We start from the raw sequence: 21732 nt of genomic DNA, 5'->3' as shown, positions 1-21732 counted from the left end.
GAGGCGATCGGATGAGCACCCCCCGGATCAGCACCCCCCTTTCGGAGACGCTGGTCACGCTCGGCCGCAGATACGTGCGTGACGCGCCCGGCACCTTCGGAAAGGCGGCGCTGGCCGCCCGCTTCCTGAACCCACGCCTTCGGGAGAGCCCTCGCCGCCGTGTCGTCGCCGACCGGTACGGCCACCGGTTCGCCGTCGACACCCAGGACCTCATCCAGCGCTACGTGTACCTCTTCGGGGCGTGGGAGCCGCACATGACGCGGTGGCTGCGCGGGCGCCTCGGCGCCGGGGACGTGTTCGTCGACGTCGGCGCGAACGTGGGCTACTTCGCCGTCCTCGGCTCCGGGCTCGTCGGTCCCGAGGGGCGGGTCGTGGCGATCGAGGCGTCCCCCGACTTCCACCGCCGTGTGCTGCGGCACGCGGAACTCAACGGGTGCGCCAACATCCGCGCGGTCAACGCGGCCGTCTCGGACGAGCACAAGCGGCTCACGTTCATCCTCGCCAGCTCGAACAACATGGGCGCGAACAGCATCGTCCCGTACGACGGGCCCGCCGAGTCCACCTTCGACGCGGACGCCACGCCGCTGCCCGAACTGCTCGCGCCCGACGAGCTCGCCGGGGCACGGGTCATCAAGATCGATGTGGAGGGGGCGGAGGGCGGCGTCATCAGGGGACTCGCTCCGGCCCTCGGCCGGCTGCGGCACGATGTGGAGATCGCCGTGGAGGTGACCCCCGACCGCATGACGCAACTCGGCGACTCCGTCGAGGAGTTGCTGGACACCATGCGGAAGGAGGGGTTCCACCCTTACCGCCTGATCAACGAGTACGCGCCCGACGGCTACCCGGGCGCGATCCGCCGCCCCGCGCCTCCGGTGCGGTGGCGGCAGCCGGTGACCGGCGAGACCGAGCTGGTCTTCTCGCGGATCGACGCGGAGACGCTGGAGTGAGCAGCCGTCAGCCGGTGCCGGGCGGGAAGCGCCAGGGGAAGCCCGCGAGCGCTCTGGCCCTGGCCTCCACCACCGCCATCCGCGCCGCGCGCTCAGCCGTGTCGACGTGGGCGCTCTGGCCGGTCGCCTGGCCCTCCCACTTGCGGTAGAACAGGCCCACCTCGGAGGAGAACCAGCCGCGGGACACGGCGTCGAGCGCCAGCAGCAGGCCCGTGTCCTCGGAGGCGGGCAGCGCCATCCAGCCGCCCAGGGCGAGGAGCAGGTCACGGCGGACGCAGAGCGTCGCGGGGTGGACCGGCGCACGGTAGTCGTGGCTCGCCCAGTGGTCGAGGACCGTTCCGCGCTCGACGGGCCCGTGCGCCGGGTCGCCGGGGAACCCGACCGTGGAGCCGTCGGGCAGCAGGTCGAGCGCCCGGGAAGTGGCCCACCCGATGGCCGGATCACCTTCGAGCGCCGCGAGGTCGCGGGCCAGCGCGCCCGGAGCGAGCCGGTCGTCGGCGTCCAGGATCTTCACGTACTCACCGTCGGCGTGCGCGAGCGCCATGGTCCGCGCGACTCCGGGACCGCCGGGCCGCCCCTGGCGGAACGACACGCGCCCGTCGTCGGGGACGTGCGGCGCGACCCGGTCGCCGCGGCCGTCCTCCTGGATGAGCCAGTGCCACTCCCAGCCCGCCGGGAGCTCCTGCTCACGGAGCGAGTCGTACGCGTCGGCGAGGAACGGCGCCGAGGGCGCGTGGACAGCGGTGACGATGATGATCCGCCGGAGCACGGCAGTCACCACCTTTCCAGGCAGAGTCGACGAGTACGCCAAGAAGTTTCGGTACGAAACGATCTCACGCCTTAAAACCTGAACGGGTGACCGCACATACGCGCCGACAGCCGTGTACTCGAATAGTGCTGGAGTAATGGAAGGGCCCGACCGCTGGCGACGGGGGATGCACCAGCGATCGGGCTCTGGTTACAAGAGTAACAAGGCTTATTGCGCGGCGGGAGTCAACTCTGCGACTCAATCATGGAGTTGTGATCGGGATCACGCCGGGGAGCGGGCCGTTACTCGTCGCACGGCGGGTCGAACGAGAGGCGGGGAAGATACTCATCCCATTTCTCACGCGTCAGAACACCCCGCGTGGTCGAACAAATACGGCTGACCGCTTCATCCGTGTCCAGGTCCCACAACCGGACCGTATCCGTCCCGCTCGACACCCCGAGCAGGTGGCTCTTCGGGCTGAACGCCAGGAAACTGCCCGTCTTGGCGTTGGGGCTCATCGACTGCCCGATGGGCGAGACGTCCGAGGGGTCGCCGACATCCCAGAGCCGGACCGTGTTGTCGTTGCTGCCCGTCGCCAGGGTGCGGCCGTCCTCGCTGAACGTCAGCGACACCACCGCGTCGGTGTGCCCCGTCAGGGTCGCGTCGAGGCGCGGCTTCTTCCGGCGGTCGGTGACGTCCCAGAGCCGGACCGTCCCGTCGTCGCTGCCGGCGGCCAGCGTGCGGCCGTCCGGGCTGTATGCGATCTCGTTGACCGGCCCCAGATGTCCCTTGAGGGGCGCGCCGAGCCGGGTGACGTGGCGGGGGTCCGTCACGTTCCAGCGCCGGACGGTGGCGTCGGCGCTGCCGCTGACGAGCGTGCGGCCGTCCTTGCTGAAGTCGAGCGAGTTGACGTACCCCTGATGGCCGGTGAGCGGCGGGCCGAGTCTGCGCATGCGCGACGGCGAGCTGACGTCCCACAGCTGGATGGTGCGGTCGGTGTCCGCGCTCGCCAGCACGCGCCCGTCCGGGCTGAAGGCGAGCGCGGCGGCGAACCGCGTCCGCAGCGCGACGGGCGGACCGTACGAGACGGGATGCTCGGGATCGGCGACGTTCCACAGCTGCACCGCGCGGTTGCCCGTGAGCACCGCGAGTGTGCGGCCGTCCGGCGAGAACAGCGGCGAACGGACATCCCCCTCCCCGGGCCGCAGCGGCTTGCCCAGCGCCACCGGCCGATCGGGGCGCCGCACGTCCCACAGCCGGACCTTCTCGTCCCCCGCCCCGGTCGCGAACACCTTCCCGTCGGGGCGGAACGCGCCGATCCGGCCGAGCATGTCCGCCGTCGAGATCGACCAGAGGCGCACCTTGTTGTCGCCGGTCCCGGTGGCCAGCGTCCGCCCGTCCGGGCTGAACCCGAGGGCGTACATCTCCCCGCTGCTGCCCGAGAGCGGCTCACCGACCTGCGACGGACGCGCGGGGTCCCGGACGTTCCACAGACTCGCCGTGCTGTCCGCGCTGGCGGCCGCGAGCATCGTGCCCGCCGGGTTGAAGGCCACCGACCACAGTGGGCCGGTGTGGCCGGTGAGCGGTGTGCCGAGCGCCTTGCCGCGACGGGGGTCCCGCACGTCCCAGAGCCGGATCGTATTGTCCACGCCACCGCTGGCGAGAGTGGAGCCGTCCGGGCTGAAGGCGACGGAGTGCGTCGTGCTCGTGTGCCCGCGCAGCACCTTGCCGATCGGCTCGGGGCGGCGCCGGTCGGCCGTGTCCCAGAGCCTGATCGGGCCGTTGTCGCCGCCGGCCGCCAGCGTCCGCCCGTCGGGGCTGAACGCCACGGACCGCACGGCCGCGGTGTGACCGGTCAGCTTGGCGAGCGCCTTCGGCCGGGCCGGCTCCGCCACGTCCCACAGGCGTACGGCGTGATCCTCGTTGGCGGAGGCCAGGGTGCGCCCGTCCGGGCTGAAGGCGAGCAGATAGATGGTGCCGCCGCGCCCGGTCACCGGCGAGCCGAGCGGCCGCGGCCGGCGCGGGTCCCGTACGTCCCACAGCCGGATCGTGCCGTCGTCCGAAGCGCTGGCGAGCGTCTTGCCGTCCGGGCTGAAGACCGCGGTGCTCACCCAGCTCTTGTGACCGGTGAGCGGCTTGCCCAGCGGTTCGGCGTTCGTCGGGTCCGACACGTCCCACAGCCGGACGGTCCTGTCGTAGCTGGCGGTGGCCAGAACCCGCCCGTTCGGACTGAATGAGGTGAGGTACACGGCACCCTTGTGACCCAGGAGCGGTGTGGCCAGCGGCGCGTTCACGATCGAGATCAGCCGGTTCCGTACGCCCTCGTCGCCGGGCCGCAGCCGGTGCGCCACCAGGTCCAGCTGCGCGGACAGCGACGGATCCGTGTGCTGGGCCCGGTCGGCCTCGGCGACGACCTGCTGGAACACCGCGTCGTCCCGCTGCTGCCGCGCCACCACCGCCGATACGACGGCCACCATCGCCAGTACGACGAGGACCGCCACCGCGCCCCGGCTGAGCCAGACCAGACGCCTGCGCAGCCGGCCCGAAGCGGCCAGGAACTCCACCGCGACCCGGGTCAGATACGTGTCGCCCGCGCTCTTCGCCCAGGCGCTCGCCTGTTCGAGCCGGGAGCCCCGGTAGAGCAGCGACGAGTCGCGCCCGGAGTCCTCCCAGGCCTTCCCGTCCTCCTCCAGACGCTGGCGCAGCAGATGGTCGTTCCGGTCCTCGTCGATCCACTCGCGCAGCCGCGGCCAGGCGTGCAGCAGCGCCTCGTGCGTGATCTCCACGGTCTCCGCGTCGAGGGTCACGAGGCGGGCGCGGACCAGCGCTTCGAGCGATTCCTCCGTCTTGTGCGGGTCCGTCGACTCCTCCGCCAGCTGGCGGCGCGTCCCGCGCCTGCGGGTGGCCTGGGTGTCCTCGCCGAGCCGGACGAGGCGGAGCAGCAGCAGCCGCGCGGCCGTACGGGCGGCCGGGTCGAGGCCGGACCAGGCACGCTCGGCGGTCGCCGCCACCGCGCCCTGGATGCCGCCCGCCGCCCGGTATCCGGCCAGCGTCAGCCGCCCCGTCTTCCGGCGCTGCCAGGTGGCGAGCAGCGCGTGGGAGAGCAGCGGCAGGACACCGGCGTCGTGCGCCCCGCGCGGCCCGTCCGTGCTCACCTCCCGCACGATCAGCTCCGCGAGACCGGGTTCGAGCTCGAGCCCGACGGCCTTGGCGGGACCGGTCACCGCCTTGCGCAGCTCGCCGGTGGTCAGCGGCCCGAGCACCATGTGCCGGTGCTGGAGCGCGTCGGCGAGTTCGGGATAGCCGAGGCACTCCTCGTAGAAGTCGGCACGTATGCCGAGGACCACAAGGGCGGGGGCGCCTTCCCCCTCCCCGCCGGGACTGCAGGCGGCATGGAGCAGTTGGATGAAGGCGCGCCGCTCCGACTCGTCCGGGCAGAGAGTGAAGGTCTCCTCGAACTGGTCGACGATGATGACGGGGCGGGTGGCAGGGGTGCGGGTGGTGCGTTCCGTCCAGGCGGTGACGGACTCGCGTACAGATCGGCTGAATTCGGGCGTGACGGGCTCGTCGGCCGTGCCCTCCTCCGGGACGGCGTGCGCGAGCTCGGGTATCTGCCGGAGCAACTCGGCGAGAGGCTCGCTGCCCGGTACGAGCTGCAGGACAGGGCCGGTGGTCCGGCCGCCCTCCTCGTCCAGCGCGCCGTTGCGCAGCGTGGGCACGAGGCCGGCGTTCAGCAGGGACGACTTTCCCGCGCCGGACGCGCCCACGAGCATGACCAGACCGCCCGTCGCCTCCGCCGCGCGGAGCTGGCGGACGAGGGCCTCCGTGCTCCGCTCCCGGCCGAAGAACCACTGGGCGTCCTGCTGCCGGTACGAGGCGAGCCCCCGGTACGGGCAGACGCTCGGGGCGGCCGGATCCTCGGCGCCCGGCGCGTCCCTGTCCTCCTCGGAACCCGGGGCGCGCTCGCCGACCGGATCGGCCACCGCGCGCTCCCACAGGCGGTGCCACTGGGCCATGTCGTAGAGGCCGGCGGAGACGGGCGCGGGACGTTCGCGCCGCGCCTCGGGGATCAGCACGTGCAGCACCGCGGCGAGCGCGGCGAACTGGGCCGGCACGTTCTTCGCCCGCCGCCAGTCGCTGATGCGCTGGGCGGACACCCGTACGGGCCGCCCCCGCTCGTCGACCCGCTGGAGCCGGACGACCGCTTCGGCCACGCGCTTGAGGGGCGGGTTACCGGCTTCCTTGTACAGCAGCGCGAGACGTTCCGCGAAGCTCGTGCGTGCCCCTGAGTCGGAACTCAAGGCCCCCACCCCTTACTTCCGCCGCGCGTGGACATCCGGACCGGAAAACTCACTTTATACGGCTGACCTGCGCGAAAGAGGTCCGGACAAGGGCGCACCCTCCTCTGCGGGATCGGCAACTGGCAGGATTTCGTCGCAGTAGCGAACCAACCACGCAGCGTCCTGGCAGGTCACCAGCTCAGTGCTCGCGGAGACGGCGCACGCCACCGATCGTTCTGAGCCGGGCTTGCGTCACAGTGACGACGGGCTCGTCGCGTGGCCCGAGAGATCAGTGCGGCCGGTCATATGTGGACCATGTCCACATCAAAGACTTCTCCCGACTTCCTCTGATCCGCGCCGATACGAAGTTGCTCCACGGTCGGCGTTGTACGCGTCGATCGGTGCCGGTCCCCACGAGGGGAGGGACCGGCACCGGTCCGACGCGGCCCCCCTCCTTCCGGACCCTCCCATTCGGACCCTCTCCTGCCCCATTCGGACCCGCCCGCTCCTGATCTCAGGACCGGGTGACGGCCGGACCGGGGTCGGTGCCGGCGGGCGGTGCGAGGGTGACGGTGCCGTCGACGATGTCCCGCGCGAGGTCGGCCAGCGGCAGGCGATGGTGCCGGGCGTGGGCGCGCATCCGGTGGAAGGCGGTGTCCGGATCGGTCCCGTGCCGCGCGGTCAGAAAGCCTTTCGCCTGCTCGATGATGGTGCGGGTGACCAGCGCCGTCTCGAGCTGGGCCCGCACGGTGCGGTGCTGGTCGAGGGTGGTCTGCTGGAGCAGGGAGATGGCGGTGGCGTCGGCGAGGGCCCGGGCCAGGCGCCGGTTGGACTCCAGCAGGGGCCCGGGGACGCGGCGGAAGAGGTTGAGTACGCCGAGGGTCTCTCTGCGCAGCCGGATCGGGGTGGCGTGCACGGAGGTGTAGCCGTCGGGGCGGGCGCGGGCGGTGAACCGCGGCCAGCGCGGTGAGACCGTGCCCCTGAGGTCGTGATCGACCGGGCTGACCTCGCGGAAGGCGGTGCAGCAGGGCCCTTCGAGGGCGTCGAGTTCGAAGAGCTCGATCAGGCGGACGCGCTCGGAGGAGGCGGCCACCAGGGTCAGCGGCCCCTTCGGCAGGGCGAGCATGACGCCGGCGTCACCGATGTCGAGCAGGTCCATGCAGTGCTCGGCGACGCGGTAGAAGAACTCGGCGGGATCGAAGTCGTCGACCAGGGTGTCGGCCAGATCGATCAGCGCGGCGGTGATCCGCTCCTCACGCGGCAGCCCGGCGGCCGGTCCGTTGACCGAGGGCGGTTCCTGCGGCGGAAAAGACGATTCGGGCATGACGGCCTCCGGTCGGGGGGGGGGAGAGGGCCAGTGACCGGGGCCGGAAGCACACAACGGGGGCTGGGCGGAATACCACCCGACAACGACCTGACCTACCGCCAAGCTACTCCCCGCCAGGAACGCGAACCAGGCGCTCGGCACCTTTCACATATGCCTGCCGCAGGTGACTCCCACTCGGCTCCCGGGGCGCGGGCCTTCCCGCCGCCTCTCCTGGCCTCAGGCAGAGCGACTGGCCGCGGCAGGACGTGGACTGCCGTGGAAGACCTGGCTGGTGTGCCAGGAGCGGTGGATCGCGGCGACGGGGCGGGCACCCGGTTGAGGTCCGACGAGTGGCCGGCCGGCAAGCGCTATGACGTGCTCGCGGGCGGCCGGGCTGTGGCCGACGAAGCGCTGCGAGACCAGGACGCGGTGCCCCTCGCCGACACCCAGGACGCCCTTGTCGAACAGCTTGTGGTGCAGCGAGCACAGGCACAGCCCGTTGTCGACGTCGTCCGGTCCGTCGAACGCCCACCAGCGCACGTGCGCGGCCTCCAGCCCAACCGGCACCGCACCGATCCTGCCGTCGTAGCCGCAGAACGCGCACCGGTACTCGTAGGCCGTCAGGACCCGCTCCCGCATCCGCGGATCCCGCCGCCTCCGCACGGCGGCCGCCAGCTGTCCGGTCTCCGCCGGCTCCAGCTCCAAGCCGACGGATTCACACAGGTCACCATGGAGCGAAGGCGGAAAATGCAGGTCGAGCAGGACCCGTACCATCCGGCCGAGCAACTCCGGCTCACGCCGCAACGCCACCCGCAACTCCGGCGCCAGCCGCCCCGCGGCCCCCGCGGCCCGCAACTCCCGCACCCCGCTGCCGGGACTGCCCGGCCCACGATCGGTGCGCACCTCCCACACACCGTCGCTCACCAGGTGGTGGAACGGATACGCCGGAGTCGTCCTGTTCGCCGGCCCGTACTCGGCCAGCAACCGCTGCAGATCCTCCTCCACCGCGCTGTACCGCAGTTCACCACCGGCATCCTGCTGAAACCGGCCAAGGGCATACAGCAACAACAACGGCTTGTGCGGAGCGCGGGTCCCACTTCTGGTCCACTGCCTCAGCCTCGCGGTGCGCTCCAGCCAGTCCATGATGGGCGATCGTAGCCGCGGCGGAGGTCGTCCTGGGATCCACATCGCCCTCAAGCGGGGCAAGAGCGCCCCGGACTCGCGACATTCAGTACCTTCACCTGTCCGGCGGGGACACGTAGAGGCCGGCCGGTCGAGGGGTTCCACAGAACTACGTTGTCCTCGGCGACTCCGAACGAGAGGTACGGGGTGCGGGGTGAAAGCTTTCCACCCCGCTCGTTGAGGGCACGGGCCGAGACGGTCGGACGCACGCAGACCCAGTCCGCCGAGATACCGAAGTACGGCGGTGCCTCGGTGCGCCGGCTGGCCGCCTCCGTCAGTTTGTCCGCTGCCTGCTGAGGTGACGCGAGAGTCCACTCAACTGCGATGAGCAGGGCAAGGACGAGCGTGAGGGCGGCCATGGTGCCTGCGGAGACGCTCCGTGGGCGTATGAAGTGGAAGTAGCGCAGAACACCCCAGGCGGCGGCCACGAGGAAGACGGCAGCGAGGATGGGCCACAACAGCTTCACGGCTGCCGCGAGTTGATACACACCGCTGACCGCCGTCTCTTCAGGGGTCAGGGAAAGCTCGTCGGCGTAGCCGTCCTGCAAGATCCGTCCGGTGAATGGCAGTGCCGCGACGAGCAGTGTGGCGAGCAGCGGCAGGACGGTCACGGCCAGAACCTGCCATCGCCAGCGGCGGCCCAGCAGGATCAGACCGGTCACATAGAAGGCGATGACCGCCACCACCCAGGCGGTTCGCGGCTCGACCCCGTCGATGAACCCCGGGACACCGAGTGCGTAGACGGCCACCGCCAAGGTGGCCACGACACAGGAGGCCAGACAGCCGAGCTTCGTGCGGGCCGCGGGCAACGTGAACGCCGTCCACCAAGCGGGGACCGCGCAGATGAGAGCAAGAAGCCAGCACACCGCCGCGACCGGGGGCTTCGTGTGCTGGGCGGTCGTCAAGAAAAGAGCCATGGCGAGCAGAGGCACGCCGAAGAGCGCCAGCGCCCGGTTCAGGGCGTCTTCCCGGTGCTGGACAGTGCCGACGCGCCCTCTGCCGTCGAGGGGCCGCACGCTGATGTCGGAGCGTGGCCCGTCCGCGCGCAGGTGCCGCGCGAGGTGCAAGGCAGCGTCCCTACCCGCATGGATGCGGACGCGAACGTCGAGGAGCCCGGTGCGTGTGGCGCACCACCGCGCGACTGCCCGCCAGTACCGACGGAATCCCTGCGCGGCAGCGCTCTCGTTCCGGCGTCCCGTCGAGTGCGCCTGCCACTCGGGCTCCATCACGCGATCGGTCTCGTCGAGCCGGAACAGGCGGCCGTACAGAACTGCCTGTGCGGACCGGCTCAGCTCCGTGACTTGCCAAGCGGCTTCACGGTCAGCACGCCAAGAGGAACCGGTGACCGGAACCCGCACCCAGAAGAACTCGCTGACCCCGGCAGCGGGGCCGAAAGCCCGGCGTACCGTGCGCCGTTCTTTGGCACTGAGCTCGTGACACGGCCACCCCAGCTCCTGAATCCTCTGCCTGGCTCTCTCCCACTGAGGCTGTCCGCCTTGCACTTCGACCAGGGCGGTCACGGTGCAGTCCGGTCCGCGGGGAACCATTGAGTACCTCTCCCTTCACTGGAATGGGGTGACACGTGCAGCAGTTGGCGATGCGATGCGATGCGCTCTGCTCTGCCCAGCAGCTGCCCGCTCAATGATCGCGACTTGGCAGGGCGGTTGCCGGACCTTTCTGCATCGTGATGTCGTCATTGCGGTACCGGAGCTGTCGCAGGCTCCACTTGACGGCGGTGATGAGGTTCTTCGGGGACGGCGAAGAAGCGGTTGGCCATGATGGATCGCCGCAGGGTGGAATACGTCGGCGTGGCTCGCGAGCGGAGGTCTTCGTGGTCCCAGCTCACTCCCGTACACGGCTTGCGCGTCGATGCCTTCGGCGAGCAGACGCAATGGGAGTTGGCGCTCGACGCTCGTCTGGCGATGTACTTGGGCCTCTGCCGCCGGACGGGATGGGTCCGGCAGCAGAGGCCCGCGTCACGACCCTGCCTTACTTCCGGGTACTGACGCCTCGTTCCAAGGATCCGGCGCCGATGAGGGCGATGCCTGTTTCCGCGTGGCCGGTCAGGGAGAGGACCACACCGGCGGTGCAGCAGACTGCGGACAGCCCGACGGTGACCCAGGCGAGGACGTCCTGTGAGTGCGGGCGCTCCGCAGGCATCTCGTCCGGCGTGTGCGGCTCGGTCGGCGGCGTTCCGTCCGGCTGCGGGTCATCCGGGTGGCCGTTTGTAGTGGGCATGGCAAACCTTCGTTTCTCGGGCGTGCGGCAGCACGCGGTGAATGGGTGAAGGGACCTTGGACCGGCGGGGAGTTAGCCACGCAAGTCCGTTGGCCGTGTCCGGTGGCGCCCCCGGACACGGAGGAGACTGCACCGCGCGGGGAGCCGATTCGAGTTCTCGCGAATTTGCCGGCAGCCGCTGTGGTGCCCCTCCGGCATGTGCTGTTCGCCGTCCTCATTCACGGCTTCTGACCTGCGACTTTGCGAGCTCTGGCTCTTGAATGAGTCGCGTGATGCCGCCACGGGCTCGGGTTTTCGCGGCTGCTTGAATCGGCCCGACCCTGCTGCTACGGCCATCGGCTGTACCCCGCGGCCCCATGCACGTCCCTGTCCTTCGCGCCCTACATGCCTGGGGGTAAGCCGCGCAACTGGCATGACCAGGCAGTTCGGTTACCTCGGTCATCGCCGAGGTGAAGGTCGGCCTGCCGACCTTTTCGGCGCGCTGCGCCCATGTCACTTCAGGCACGCGCAAGCTTGGGGAGCGCGGTTCGCCAGGTGGAGGTCGTTCGAGTGGGCGGCCCTGGCAGGTCTGGCTGGATCCACGTGCGGTTCCTCGAAGGTGATGCCGCCGGCCTTCAGGAGTGGGTCAGTTCCGGCTCTCTCGTAGCACCGTGGGCGGAGGTTGATACGTTCCGTGACTCTCCCCGGGGCGCACGCGGCGCGCAGCACGCTCGAAGAAGCAACGCCACCCGCTGGAAGCCACCGGGGAGCCGCTTCCCGAGGGCGAGTCCCCTCCCAAGGCGCAGGGCGTCGGCTACACCACGGAAGCAGGATGGGGATCAAAAGCCATCGGGCTGGATTGCTGGAGAGTCGGAGAACTCTTCGGGGAATATCCAGACGCGCACCGTCCTGGAGGGGGCCTCGATGAAGCCTGGAGTTCACACTCCCCAGAGGCTCACCGCCCAGTATTCACGGAGCGCATTCTTGTGAGGCGATCCGTCACTTGTCTCCTCGAAGAGGGCCAAAATGCGATGGCGCATCGAGCCATTCATAATCTTCGTGCCATTTACAGCCTCCGGCGTAAATTTTCCCAATTCCGCCGTTGATCAGGAAAAGCTTGCATGGAACGCCGTACTCGATGGAAGCGCCTGCAGGTAGGTCCTCCCCTGAGACCGGGAGCTCGTCAATAGTGAGCTCATTCAACTCATGCGGGAGCTCCATGTGGCGAACTCTCGAAAACAGGACGTCAATGCGCTTGTCCATGTCATCTCGCTGCCCGCTTCGCAGCAAAAGCTGCGCATAGCTGAACGTGTAGTGCCAAACCTGAAAGTTGCGTTCCCAGCTAGCGATTTGCATTCTTGATGCTCCGTATTCATTCGCGCGCGCTCATTCACGTGCCACACGGCCTTGCGGTCGGCTGCTCGTACGCGATATGCCGCACCAGGGCCAACACATCGTGGGTCAGCGTGAGTCTGCTCCTTCACGGCGCCTTCCCGGGAGCCCTGATCCCGATCGGGAACGCTCCTCTGCGATGCCTACCCCTGCGGCTCCGCCTGAGGCTGGCCCCGTCAGGACTTCGCGCTGAGCGCTTCCTTGATCTCGGCGATATGACGCTGCGTTGCCGCCGTGTTCTTCTGCTGACGCGCTTGCGCTCCTCACCACGTCCTCACACAGGACTACGGAAGCCATGCTGACGTGACGGCCCCCGACATCGCCTGTCCAAGCGCTCGGTGACGCCCGTTGACCGGACTTGGGCGCAAGCGGTCGCCATGACGTCACCGCCCGGTATCGAGCCGGTTCTGACGAGGCATGGCCAGTGCCGCAGCATTGGGTCGCTCCGCACCCACTTCACGAGCGCGCACACGGACAAGGCCCGGCGGCAAGGTGCTCAGGCCGACGCAGCCACAGCCCTCCGGGAGACCCCGACCAAGATCTTCTCCCAGATTTCTCCCAAACGGTCACCGGAGACGCAGCAAGGGCCTGACCCTCAGAGAGGATCAGGCCCTTGACCTGGTGTTTCAGCTGTCGGGGTGGCGGGATTTGAACCCACGACCTCTTCGTCCCGAACGAAGCGCGCTGCCAAGCTGCGCTACACCCCGATGTCGTTGCTCCACTGGCCTGGCGGGCAGGTCGTGGCGACATCGATTACTTTAGCGGACGGGCGGCCGGAGACGAAATCCGGTTTCCTGAGCCCCGGGGGACGGGCCTCAGACCCGGGGGGCCAGCGTGAGCAGCGTCGCCTCCGGAGGGCATGCGAAGCGCATCGGGGTGTAGCGGCTCGCCCCGCATCCGGCGGACACGTGCAGGAACGACTGCCGGCCCTCCGCCTCGTGCCGGGAGAGGCCCTTCACGCGGTCCGTGTCCAGGTCGCAGTTGGTGACCAGGGCTCCGTAGAAGGGGATGCAGAGCTGGCCGCCGTGGGTGTGGCCGGCGAGGATCAGCGGGTAGCCGTCGGCCGTGAACGCGTCCAGGGAGCGCAGGTACGGCGCGTGCACGATGCCCATCGAGAAGTCGGCGCCGGCGTCCGGGCCGCCCGCCACGTGCGCGTACCGGTCGCGCTTGATGTGCGGGTCGTCCAGGCCGGTGAGGCCGATCTCGTAGCCGTCGATCTTCAGTGAGCCGCGGGTGTTCGTGAGGTTGACCCAGCCCGCCTCGTCGAAGCCGTCGCGCAGGCCCTCCCACGGGTTGTGGACGACGCCGACCGCGGGGGCGTTTCCGTTCAGGCCGTGCTTGCCCTGCGCCTTCTCGAGCAGGTAGCGGGCGGGGTTACGCAGCCTCGGGCCGTAGTAGTCGTTCGAGCCGAAGACGTACGCCCCGGGGAACTCCATCAGCGGGCCGAGCGCGTCCAGCGTCTCCGGGACGCCCTCCGGGTCGGACAGGTTGTCGCCCGTGTTGATCACGAAGTCGGGCCGCAGACCGGCCAGCGAGCGCAGCCACCGCTGCTTCTTGCGCTGGCCGGACACCATGTGGATGTCGGAGACCTGAAGGACCCGCAGGGGCCGCATCCCCGACGGCAGTACGGGCACGGTGACCCGCCTCAGCCGGAAGGAACGGGGCTCGATGCCGAACGAGTAGGCGAGACCGGCCGCGGCCGTCGCCGTGATGCCCAGAGGTACTGCGTATCGCGCGCGCATTCCCCCATCGTGTCAGACACCGTCAGCACGTCGGCCGGAGGGCGTTCGAGCCCAACGCCCGCCCACAAAGGGCCCGCCCGGCGGAAATCGAGGGGCAGGCAGCTCCCCGCACCTGCCACAATCAACCCATGACCACGCTCAAGGCGAAGCTGCACGAAGACCTCACCGCCGCCATCCGGGGGCGCGACGAGCTGCGCTCCTCGACGCTCCGGCTGACCCTCACCGCGATCACGAAGGAGGAGGTCGCGGGCAAGGAAGCGCGCGAGCTCTCCGACGACGAGGTGCAGAAGGTGATCGCCCGCGAGGCGAAGAAGCGCCGCGAGGCCGCCGAGGCCTTCGCCGACGGCGGCCGCGCCGAGCAGGCCGCGAAGGAGAAGGCGGAGGGCGAGATCCTCGCCGAGTACCTCCCCAAGCAGCTCTCCGACGACGAGCTCCAGGAGATCGTCGCCCAGGCCGTGGAAGAGGCCAGGGCCGCCGGCGCGGAGGGGCCGCGCGCCATGGGCCAGGTCATGAAGATCGTGAACCCGAAGGTCGCGGGTCTGGCCGAGGGCGGCCGCGTCGCCGCCACGGTCAAGAAGCTCCTCGCGGGCTGAGAGCGGATCGATCGGATCGATCACTCAGTCGGTACGTGGATTCGGTACGCCGATGAGGGCGCCCCCTGCTTCAGGGGGCGCCCTCATCCACGTACAGGAGAGATCACAGAGCGGGGAACGGGGAGACTACCGGGGCCAGCCGCCGCCGATCCCGCCCCCGATGCCGTTCCCGCCGCCACCCTGGCCGCCGCCGTTCCCATTCCCGCCGAGGACGTCCGGCGGGATGGAGAAGTCGGGCCACGGCTCGCCGCCGCCCCCACCACCGATCCCGCCACCGCCACCGCCGCCGCCGCCGTGACCGCTGCCACCGCCGTTCCCGTTGCTGCCGTCACCGCCCGGCTTGCCGTCGTCGTGGCCGCCGCCGTGGTCCCGGTCCTTGTCCTTGCCCCCGCCGGGGATGTGGACCGTGTTGAAGCCCGGTGACGGCTTGCCCGCGAGGGCGCCGCTCATCGCGTCGCGCCAGATCGGGCCCGGCACCTCGCCGCCGAAGACCTTGTCGTACGGGACTCCGCCGATGGTGATGTCGACCATCTGCCGCTTGTGCATCGGGTCACCGACCCAGACCGCGCCCGACATGTTCGGGGTGTAGCCCACGAACCAGGCGGCGTAGCGGTAGTCGGTCGTACCCGTCTTGCCCGCGCTCGGGCGGGAGCCGAGGCCGGCCTTCTTGCCCGTGCCGTCCTCGACCACGCCCTGGAGGAGCGTGTTGATGGTGTCGGCCGTCTTCTCCGACATGGCGCGCGAGCACGTCGACTTCGGCACCGGCAGCGACTTGCCGCCGAGCGTCGTGATCGACTCGATGGCGATCGGCGTGCAGTACGTTCCGCGCGAGGCGAAGGAGGCGTACGCGCCCGCCATCGTCAGCGGCGACATCTCCTGGGTGCCGAGGGCGATCGACGGCGCCTGCACGATCTCCTTGCCGTCGGCCCGCTTCACGCCCATCTTGTCGGCCATCTTCGTCACCGGGCAGATGCCGATGTCGCCGATGAGCTGCACGTAGTAGGTGTTGACCGACTTCGCGGTCGCTTCCTCCATGCCGTACGGGCCGACCTCGGACTCGTTCTCGTTGGTCAGCTTCGCGCCGCCCGAGTTCACCCACTGCTTGCCGTCACAGGCGGCCACCCGCTGCGGATACGGCATCTCGTACGGGGACGAGTAGCTCTGCCCCGCGGACTTGCCGCCCTCCAGGGCCGCCGCCGCGACGATCGGCTTGAACGTCGAACCGGGCTGGTAGCCCGCGCCGCCGCCCATGGAGTCGTCCACAGAGAGGTTGATCGTGGTCTCGTCCTTCTTGAAGCCGTAGGGACGGGACTGGCCCATGCCGAGGATCTTGCCCGTGCCGGGCTCGACGATGGTGGCGGCGGTCGCCACGTCGTCGGTCTTGTTCACGTGATCCTTTATCGAGGCCTGCACCGAGTCCTGGGCCTGCGGATCCAGCGTCGTGCGGACCTTCAGACCGCCCCGGTTCCAGACCTTGGCCCGCTCTTCCTTCGTCTTGCCGAAGACCGGGTCGTTGAGGAACACCTCGCGCACGTAGTCGCAGAAGAAGCCGGCGCCGCTGACCGAGGTGATGCAGCCGTTCTTGGGCCGGCTCACCTTCAGGCCGAGGTCGGTCTTCTTGGCCTCGTCGGCCTCACCCTGCGAGATGTCGTGCGTCTCGGCCATCCGCTGCAGCACCACGTTGCGCCGCTTGGTGGCCTCGGCCGCGTCGTTGACCGGGTCGTACCGGCTGGGCGACTGCACGATGCCGGCGAGGAGCGCGGCCTCCTGGAGCTTCAGGTCCTTGGCGTGCTTGGAGAAGTACCGCTGGGCCGCGGCCTCGATGCCGTACGCCTGCTGACCGAAGTAGGTGATGTTCAGGTAGTTCTTGAGGATGCGCTTCTTGCCCAGCTTGTCCTCGACCTGAATCGCGTACTTCAGCTCGCGGATCTTCCGGCCGAGCGTCTGCTGCGTGGCCTCGGCGACCTTCGTCGGGTCGTCGCCGGCCTCCTCCACGAAGACGTTCTTCACGTACTGCTGCGTGAGCGTGGACGCGCCCTGCGAGACGCCGCCGCTCTGCGCGTTCTGGTTGAGCGCGCGCAGGATGCCCTTGAGGTCGACCGCGCCGTGCTCGTAGAAGCGGGCGTCCTCGATCGCGACGATCGCCTTCTGCATGTACGGCGAGATGTCCTTGAGCGGGACGACCGTGCGGTCACGCGAGTAGACCGTGGCGATCGATCCGCCCTTGTTGTCCAGGATCGTGGTGCGCTGACTGAGCGGCGGCTGTTTGAGGTTGGCGGGGATCTCGTCGAACGACTCGACCGAGCCCTTGGCCGCCAGGCCCAGTGCCCCGGCCGCGGGCAGGGCGATCCCGGCCAGCACCGCACCCGCCAGGACGCTGACTCCTAGGAACTTCGCGGCCTGCTGAGTTGGTGACAGACCACCGCCCGAGCGCTTCTTTCCCATGAGGGCAGCCTACGTTCTGATTCGCCGGACAGGCCTTAATGCCTTGGCCTAAGCTGCTCCCAACTGTCACAGCAGTGCGGTTCGGCAACAAGCCCTTCGTCGCTCCCGGATCCGTCGATTTCCTGTCCGAATTCGCCTTGTGTGGCGCTCGGTGTCCGTTGTGACTCAACTGAACTGTCCCGGAATGCCGGGTTCCGCACGTATGTCGCCCGCTCACTCCGTCGGGTGATCTGCCGCTTACGCATAGTCCGTTCGGGCCATCCAAGATTGGGCCCGAAGGGGGTGTTGCGCTGTGCCCACCTTCCGTAACGTCCTCAACTGGCGGCGGTGCATATGCCGCTGCCGCCGTGGGGGAGCCTCGATTCGGGAGAGGACGGCGCCGGTATGGGCTGGGTAACCGACTGGAGTGCGCAGGCGGCCTGCCGCACTACCGATCCGGATGAACTGTTCGTTCAAGGAGCAGCGCAGAACAGGGCCAAGGCGGTGTGCACCGGATGTCCGGTGCGGACCGAATGCCTGGCCGACGCGCTGGACAATCGCGTCGAGTTCGGCGTGTGGGGTGGCATGACGGAGCGGGAGCGCCGCGCCTTGCTGCGCAGGCGTCCCACTGTCACCTCATGGCGCAGGCTCCTGGAGACTGCGCGCTCCGAGTACGAGCGCGGCGCGGGCCTGCTGCCCGTGGACTTGGAGGACGAGGAGACGTACGAGAGCTACGCGGCGGTGGGGTAGGCCGTCAGGGCGAGGAAACCCACGCGCGCGGTGCTGACGAAGCCACGCGCACAGTGATGCGAACCTACGCGCGGGGCGGAGAGTCCCGCGTCGGGGCGTCCGGGCCGGTGAACCCCACGATCCGTCAGCCCGCCAGCCGGTCCCCTACGGCCCGGAGCCCCGCGAGGTCATGCACGTCTCCGGGCAGCGCGGCCACCTCGGCCACCGCCACCTCGGGGTGCCGCGCGGTGAAGCGATCACGCGTGCGCTGCTCGCGGGAGAGCAGCTGCATGCGCTCCGCGTGCAGCCGCAGCAGGGCGGCGGTCAACTGCTCCACGGACGGGTCGGGAGAGCGTGAGGGATCCGGAGCGGGGCCTTCCGAAGGCGCCGGGTTCTCTGAAGTCGCTGGGTTCTCGGGGGAGTTACGAACCTCTACCTTCCCGTCCCCCTGATCCACAATGCCGCTCTCCTCAAGATTTTCCGCGGCGGCCAGCGCCCGCTCGGCCGACAGCTGGGCGGCGCCGCTGCCGTGCACCCGGTTCAGTACGAGCCCCGCCAGCGGCATGTCGTCCGCGGCGAGCCGCTCCACGAAGTACGCGGCCTCCCGCAGCGCGTCCCGCTCCGGCGAAGCCACCACGAGGAACGCCGTGCCGGGCGCCTGCAACAGCCGGTACGTCGCGTCGGCCCGCGTACGGAAACCGCCGAACATGCTGTCCATCGCCGTCACGAACATCTGCACGTCACGCAGCAGCTGCCCGCCGAGCAGCTTGCCGAGGGCCCCCGTCATCATCGACATGCCGACATTCAGGAACTTCATCCCGGCCCGGCCGCCCACCTTCGCCGGCGCCATGAGGAGCCGGATCAGCTTCCCGTCAAGGAAGGAACCGAGGCGCTTCGGAGCGTCGAGGAAATCCAGCGCCGAGCGCGACGGCGGCGTGTCCACGACGATCAGGTCCCACTCGTCCCGCGACCGCAGCTGCCCCAGCTTCTCCATCGCCATGTACTCCTGCGTGCCCGCGAAGCCCGCCGAAAGCGACTGGTAGAAGGGGTTGTTGAGGATCGCCTTGGCGCGCTCCCGGTCCGTGTGCGCCTCGACGATCTCGTCGAAGGTGCGCTTCATGTCGAGCATCATGGCGTGCAGCTCGCCGGCCCCGTCGACCGCCTTGACCCGACGCGGAACGTTGTCGAGCGAGTCGATGCCCATGGACTGGGCGAGCCTGCGCGCCGGGTCGATGGTGAGCACGACGACCTTGCGGCCCCGCTCCGCCGCGCGCAGCCCGATGGCGGCCGCGGTGGTCGTCTTGCCGACGCCGCCGGAGCCGCAGCACACCACGATGCGGGTCTTCGGGTCGTCGATCAGGGCGTCCACGTCCAGCGCGCGGCCGGCGGCCAGCGTCCGCGCCGCTTCCTGGCTGCTCGTCATGCGATCCCTTGCTTCCGCAGTTCCGTGGCGAGCTCGTAGAGGCCCGCGAGGTCCATCCCGCCCGGGAGCAGCGGGAGTTCGTGCAGCGGCTGGCCGAACCCGGCCAGCTGGGCGCGCTGGTCTCGCTCCAGGGCGTACCGCTCGGCGTACTCCGCGGCCTGCTCCAGGAGCGGCTCGACCAACCGCTCGGCGTTCCCGCCGCGCCGCGCCCCGCCGAGCCCGGCGGCGGACAGCGTCTTGGCGATGGCCGTACGAGGCGTCCGGTCGAGGCCCGCCTCCAGTGAGGCGTCGCCCAGCAGGGCCGGGCGCACCATGTTGACGACGACGCGCCCCACGGGCAGTTGCGCGGCCCGCAGCTCGGCGATTCCGTCGGCGGTCTCCTGGACCGGCATCTCTTCCAGCAGCGTCACCAAGTGCACGGCCGTCTCGGGGGACTTCAGGACCCGCATCACGGCCTGCGCCTGGTTGTGTATCGGCCCGATCTTCGCGAGCCCGGCGACCTCGTCGTTCACGTTCAGGAAGCGGGTGATGCGGCCGGTCGGCGGCGCGTCCATGACGACGCAGTCGTACGCGTACCGCCCGCTCTTGTCCTTGCGGCGCACGGCCTCACAGGCCTTGCCGGTCAGCAGTACGTCGCGGAGTCCCGGCGCGATGGTGGTGGCGAAGTCGATGGCGCCGAGTTTCTTCAGGGCCCGGCCCGCGCCCCCCAGTTTGTAGAACATCTGGAGGTAGTCGAGCAGCGCGAGCTCGGGGTCGATGGCGAGGGCATACACCTCCCCGCCCCCGGGAGCGACGGCGATCTTCCGCTCCTCATAAGGCAGCGCTTCGGTTTCGAAGAGCTGCGCGATGCCCTGCCTGCCCTCGACCTCGACGAGGAGGGTGCGTTTCCCCTCCGTCGCGAGGGCGAGCGCGAGGGCCGCGGCCACCGTGGTCTTGCCGGTACCGCCCTTGCCACTGACGACCTGGAGCCTGCTCACCCTTCCGAGCCTAACCAGTCGCCGCCCGGACCATGCAGGAGCCCACCCTGAGCAGCCCCTGACACCGACTACAGTCGGCCATATGACCAAGTGGGAATACGCAACCGTGCCTCTGCTCGTCCACGCCACGAAGCAGATTCTTGACACCTGGGGCGAGGACGGCTGGGAGCTGGTCCAGGTCGTCCCCGGGCCGAACAACCCCGAGCAGCTCGTGGCCTACCTGAAGCGGGAGAAGCAGGCATGAGCGGCGCCGTCGAGGCCCGCCTCGCCGAGCTCGGCCTGACGCTGCCGGAGGTCGTGCCGCCGCTGGCCTCGTACCAGCCGGCCGTCCGGTCCGGCGTGTACGTCTACACCGCGGGCCAGCTCCCGATGGTGGACGGCAAGCTCGCCGTCACCGGCAAGGTGGGCGGCGAGGTCACCCCGGAGGAGGCCAAGGACCTGGCCCGCACCTGCGCGCTGAACGGTCTCGCGGCGATCAAGTCGGTCGCCGGTGACCTGGACCGCATCGCGCGCGTCGTGAAGGTCGTCGGCTTCGTCGCGTCGGCCCCCGATTTCACCGGCCAGCCCGGCGTGATCAACGGCGCCAGCGAGCTCCTCGGAGAGGTCCTCGGCGACAAGGGCGTGCACGCCCGCAGCGCCGTGGGCGTCGCCGTGCTGCCGCTGGACGCTCCGGTCGAGGTCGAGTTCCAGGTGGAGCTCACGGAGGCGTAAAACAGTCCCTCCGGAGAAACACTCCCTCCGGAGTGGCTGTTCACACCAAGAGCCGCTCCGTAGGGCCCGATTGTTGCCTCTCGAACATCAGCCCACTAGGGGATAGCCTCCGCCCATGGCAAATGGGCAGTGGTACCCCCCGGAGTGGCCCGACCGCATCCGCGCCCTCGCGAGCGGCGAGCTGACTCCGGCCACCCCGCGCCGCGCCGCGACCGTCATGCTGCTCAGGGACGGCGCGGACAGCGGCGCACCTGAAGTACACATGCTGCGCAGACGCGCCTCCATGGCCTTCGCCGGAGGCGCGTACGCGTATCCGGGCGGCGGCGTCGACCCGCGCGACGACGACCACCTGGTGCGCTGGGCGGGCCCCACGCGCGCGTCCTGGGCGGCCCGGCTGGGCGTCGACGACGAGGCCGAGGCCCAGGCGATCGTCTGCGCGGCGGTCCGTGAGACGTATGAGGAAGCGGGCGTGCTGCTCGCGGGGCCGACTCCGGAGACGGTGGTCGGCGACACCACGGGCGACGACTGGGAGACGGACCGCGAGGCCCTGGTCTCCCGTGACCTCTCCTTCGCGGATTTCCTCGACCGTCGAGGCCTGTACCTGCGCAGCGATCTGCTCGCCGCGTGGGCCCGCTGGATCACCCCCGAGTTCGAGCCCAGGCGCTACGACACGTTCTTCTTCGTGGCCGCACTCCCCGAGGGCCAGCGCACCCGGAACGCCTCCACGGAGGCCGACCGCACGGTCTGGATCCGCCCGGCGGAGGCGGCCGCGGGCTACGACAAGGGCGAACTCCTCATGATGCCGCCCACGATCGCCACCCTCCGCGCCCTGGCCCCTCACCCGTCCCCCCGCGCGGCCCTGGCGGCCGCCCCTTCCCAGGACATGGCCCCGGTCCTGGCCGAGGCACGCCTGGAGAACGGCACGCTGGTCCTCTCCTGGCCCGGCCACGACGAGTTCACGAAGCACATCGCCGCGGGCAGCGAACGGTGACAGCGGGGCCTGCCGGACGGCTGAGCCCCGCAGGCCGGCCGAGTCCCACCCGCCGGCAGCCGCGAGTGCT

Annotated in this window: 17 protein-coding genes and 1 tRNA gene; 6 read left to right on the top strand and 12 right to left on the bottom strand. The window is 69.9% G+C overall.

What is annotated here, in order from left to right; translation table 11 throughout:
• The first annotated feature begins 11 nt into the window (after positions 1–11).
• On the top strand, positions 12–947 hold the full coding sequence (locus ACI2L3_RS04790) for an FkbM family methyltransferase (RefSeq protein ID WP_404750864.1): 936 nt from the start codon (positions 12–14) through the stop codon (positions 945–947).
• Between the two features lie 7 nt (positions 948–954).
• On the opposite strand, the gene ACI2L3_RS04785 is transcribed toward ACI2L3_RS04790, so the two are convergent.
• The 9 genes from ACI2L3_RS04785 to ACI2L3_RS04745 all read right to left on the bottom strand — a co-directional run bounded on the left by ACI2L3_RS04785 (position 955) and on the right by ACI2L3_RS04745 (position 13814).
• Positions 955–1716, bottom strand: coding sequence for a glycosyltransferase family 2 protein (locus ACI2L3_RS04785; RefSeq protein ID WP_404751323.1), 762 nt, complete (start codon positions 1714–1716; stop codon positions 955–957).
• 281 nt (positions 1717–1997) lie between these two features.
• Entirely contained in the window at positions 1998–6005 is a 4008-nt protein-coding gene (locus ACI2L3_RS04780; RefSeq protein WP_404750863.1) for an AAA family ATPase, read from the bottom strand.
• A 484-nt stretch (positions 6006–6489) separates the two neighbouring features.
• On the bottom strand, positions 6490–7299 hold the full coding sequence (locus ACI2L3_RS04775) for a GAF and ANTAR domain-containing protein (RefSeq protein ID WP_404750862.1): 810 nt from the start codon (positions 7297–7299) through the stop codon (positions 6490–6492).
• Between the two features lie 219 nt (positions 7300–7518).
• A complete protein-coding gene (locus tag ACI2L3_RS04770) occupies positions 7519–8424 on the bottom strand; it encodes a phosphorothioated DNA-binding restriction endonuclease (protein ID WP_404750861.1) in 906 nt (301 codons plus the stop codon).
• Between the two features lie 50 nt (positions 8425–8474).
• Positions 8475–9983: a hypothetical protein gene (locus ACI2L3_RS04765; protein WP_404750860.1), complete on the bottom strand. Its 1509-nt coding sequence runs from the start codon at positions 9981–9983 to the stop codon at positions 8475–8477.
• A gap of 469 nt (positions 9984–10452) precedes the next feature.
• The gene (locus ACI2L3_RS04760; protein ID WP_404750859.1) at positions 10453–10701 is read right to left on the bottom strand and encodes a hypothetical protein; all 249 of its coding nucleotides are present in this window, start codon (positions 10699–10701) and stop codon (positions 10453–10455) included.
• A gap of 978 nt (positions 10702–11679) precedes the next feature.
• Entirely contained in the window at positions 11680–12036 is a 357-nt protein-coding gene (locus tag ACI2L3_RS04755; RefSeq protein ID WP_404750858.1) for a hypothetical protein, read from the bottom strand.
• 669 nt (positions 12037–12705) lie between these two features.
• Positions 12706–12779: transfer RNA gene (locus tag ACI2L3_RS04750), tRNA-Pro, on the bottom strand.
• Positions 12780–12887: 108 nt separating this feature from the next.
• On the bottom strand, positions 12888–13814 hold the full coding sequence (locus tag ACI2L3_RS04745; protein WP_404750857.1) for a metallophosphoesterase: 927 nt from the start codon (positions 13812–13814) through the stop codon (positions 12888–12890).
• Between the two features lie 128 nt (positions 13815–13942).
• On the opposite strand from ACI2L3_RS04745, the gene ACI2L3_RS04740 reads away from it, so the two are divergent.
• Positions 13943–14407, top strand: coding sequence for a GatB/YqeY domain-containing protein (locus tag ACI2L3_RS04740; RefSeq protein ID WP_404750856.1), 465 nt, complete (start codon positions 13943–13945; stop codon positions 14405–14407).
• A 126-nt stretch (positions 14408–14533) separates the two neighbouring features.
• Here the strand turns inward: ACI2L3_RS04740 and ACI2L3_RS04735 are convergent, their stop codons facing one another.
• On the bottom strand, positions 14534–16852 hold the full coding sequence (locus tag ACI2L3_RS04735) for a transglycosylase domain-containing protein (RefSeq protein WP_404750855.1): 2319 nt from the start codon (positions 16850–16852) through the stop codon (positions 14534–14536).
• Between the two features lie 384 nt (positions 16853–17236).
• On the opposite strand from ACI2L3_RS04735, the gene ACI2L3_RS04730 reads away from it, so the two are divergent.
• Positions 17237–17581 (top strand): WhiB family transcriptional regulator, encoded by a 345-nt coding sequence (locus ACI2L3_RS04730; protein ID WP_030782081.1) that lies wholly within the window; start codon positions 17237–17239, stop codon positions 17579–17581.
• A gap of 124 nt (positions 17582–17705) precedes the next feature.
• Here ACI2L3_RS04730 and ACI2L3_RS04725 read toward each other — a convergent pair whose 3' ends face one another.
• Complete coding sequence (locus tag ACI2L3_RS04725; protein ID WP_404750854.1) at positions 17706–18983, bottom strand: ArsA family ATPase; 1278 nt, start codon at positions 18981–18983, stop codon at positions 17706–17708.
• On the bottom strand, positions 18980–19960 hold the full coding sequence (locus ACI2L3_RS04720) for an ArsA-related P-loop ATPase (RefSeq protein WP_404750853.1): 981 nt from the start codon (positions 19958–19960) through the stop codon (positions 18980–18982). Before ACI2L3_RS04720 ends, ACI2L3_RS04725 begins: the two co-directional genes overlap by 4 nt.
• Before the next feature lie 82 nt (positions 19961–20042).
• Here ACI2L3_RS04720 and ACI2L3_RS04715 point away from each other — a divergent pair, with 82 nt between their 5' ends.
• From ACI2L3_RS04715 to ACI2L3_RS04705, 3 genes are all read left to right on the top strand, one after another.
• Positions 20043–20204 (top strand): DUF4177 domain-containing protein, encoded by a 162-nt coding sequence (locus tag ACI2L3_RS04715; RefSeq protein ID WP_003975360.1) that lies wholly within the window; start codon positions 20043–20045, stop codon positions 20202–20204.
• A complete protein-coding gene (locus ACI2L3_RS04710) occupies positions 20201–20671 on the top strand; it encodes a RidA family protein (RefSeq protein WP_404750852.1) in 471 nt (156 codons plus the stop codon). The genes ACI2L3_RS04715 and ACI2L3_RS04710 overlap by 4 nt, the downstream gene beginning before the upstream one ends.
• Positions 20672–20786: 115 nt before the next feature.
• Complete coding sequence (locus ACI2L3_RS04705) at positions 20787–21662, top strand: NUDIX hydrolase (RefSeq protein ID WP_404750851.1); 876 nt, start codon at positions 20787–20789, stop codon at positions 21660–21662.
• Positions 21663–21732: the final 70 nt, after the last annotated feature.

The sequence above is a fragment of the Streptomyces sp. NPDC029674 genome (assembly GCF_044903205.1).
GTDB lineage: Bacteria > Actinomycetota > Actinomycetes > Streptomycetales > Streptomycetaceae > Streptomyces.
This window is presented reverse-complemented; position numbering and strand designations above follow the sequence as displayed.

Excerpts from the sequence above, each read along its gene's own strand:
- ACI2L3_RS04760 (WP_404750859.1), bottom strand. The coding sequence starts at position 10,701 with ATGCCCACTACAAACGGCCACCCGGATGACCCGCAGCCGGACGGAACG.
- ACI2L3_RS04725 (WP_404750854.1), bottom strand. The coding sequence starts at position 18,983 with ATGACGAGCAGCCAGGAAGCGGCGCGGACGCTGGCCGCCGGCCGCGCG.
- ACI2L3_RS04705 (WP_404750851.1), top strand. The coding sequence starts at position 20,787 with ATGGCAAATGGGCAGTGGTACCCCCCGGAGTGGCCCGACCGCATCCGC.
- ACI2L3_RS04755 (WP_404750858.1), bottom strand. The coding sequence starts at position 12,036 with ATGCAAATCGCTAGCTGGGAACGCAACTTTCAGGTTTGGCACTACACG.
- ACI2L3_RS04790 (WP_404750864.1), top strand. The coding sequence starts at position 12 with ATGAGCACCCCCCGGATCAGCACCCCCCTTTCGGAGACGCTGGTCACG.
- ACI2L3_RS04775 (WP_404750862.1), bottom strand. The coding sequence starts at position 7,299 with ATGCCCGAATCGTCTTTTCCGCCGCAGGAACCGCCCTCGGTCAACGGA.
- ACI2L3_RS04715 (WP_003975360.1), top strand. The coding sequence starts at position 20,043 with ATGACCAAGTGGGAATACGCAACCGTGCCTCTGCTCGTCCACGCCACG.
- ACI2L3_RS04730 (WP_030782081.1), top strand. The coding sequence starts at position 17,237 with ATGGGCTGGGTAACCGACTGGAGTGCGCAGGCGGCCTGCCGCACTACC.
- ACI2L3_RS04745 (WP_404750857.1), bottom strand. The coding sequence starts at position 13,814 with ATGCGCGCGCGATACGCAGTACCTCTGGGCATCACGGCGACGGCCGCG.
- ACI2L3_RS04740 (WP_404750856.1), top strand. The coding sequence starts at position 13,943 with ATGACCACGCTCAAGGCGAAGCTGCACGAAGACCTCACCGCCGCCATC.
- ACI2L3_RS04770 (WP_404750861.1), bottom strand. The coding sequence starts at position 8,424 with ATGGACTGGCTGGAGCGCACCGCGAGGCTGAGGCAGTGGACCAGAAGT.
- ACI2L3_RS04710 (WP_404750852.1), top strand. The coding sequence starts at position 20,201 with ATGAGCGGCGCCGTCGAGGCCCGCCTCGCCGAGCTCGGCCTGACGCTG.
- ACI2L3_RS04735 (WP_404750855.1), bottom strand. The coding sequence starts at position 16,852 with ATGGGAAAGAAGCGCTCGGGCGGTGGTCTGTCACCAACTCAGCAGGCC.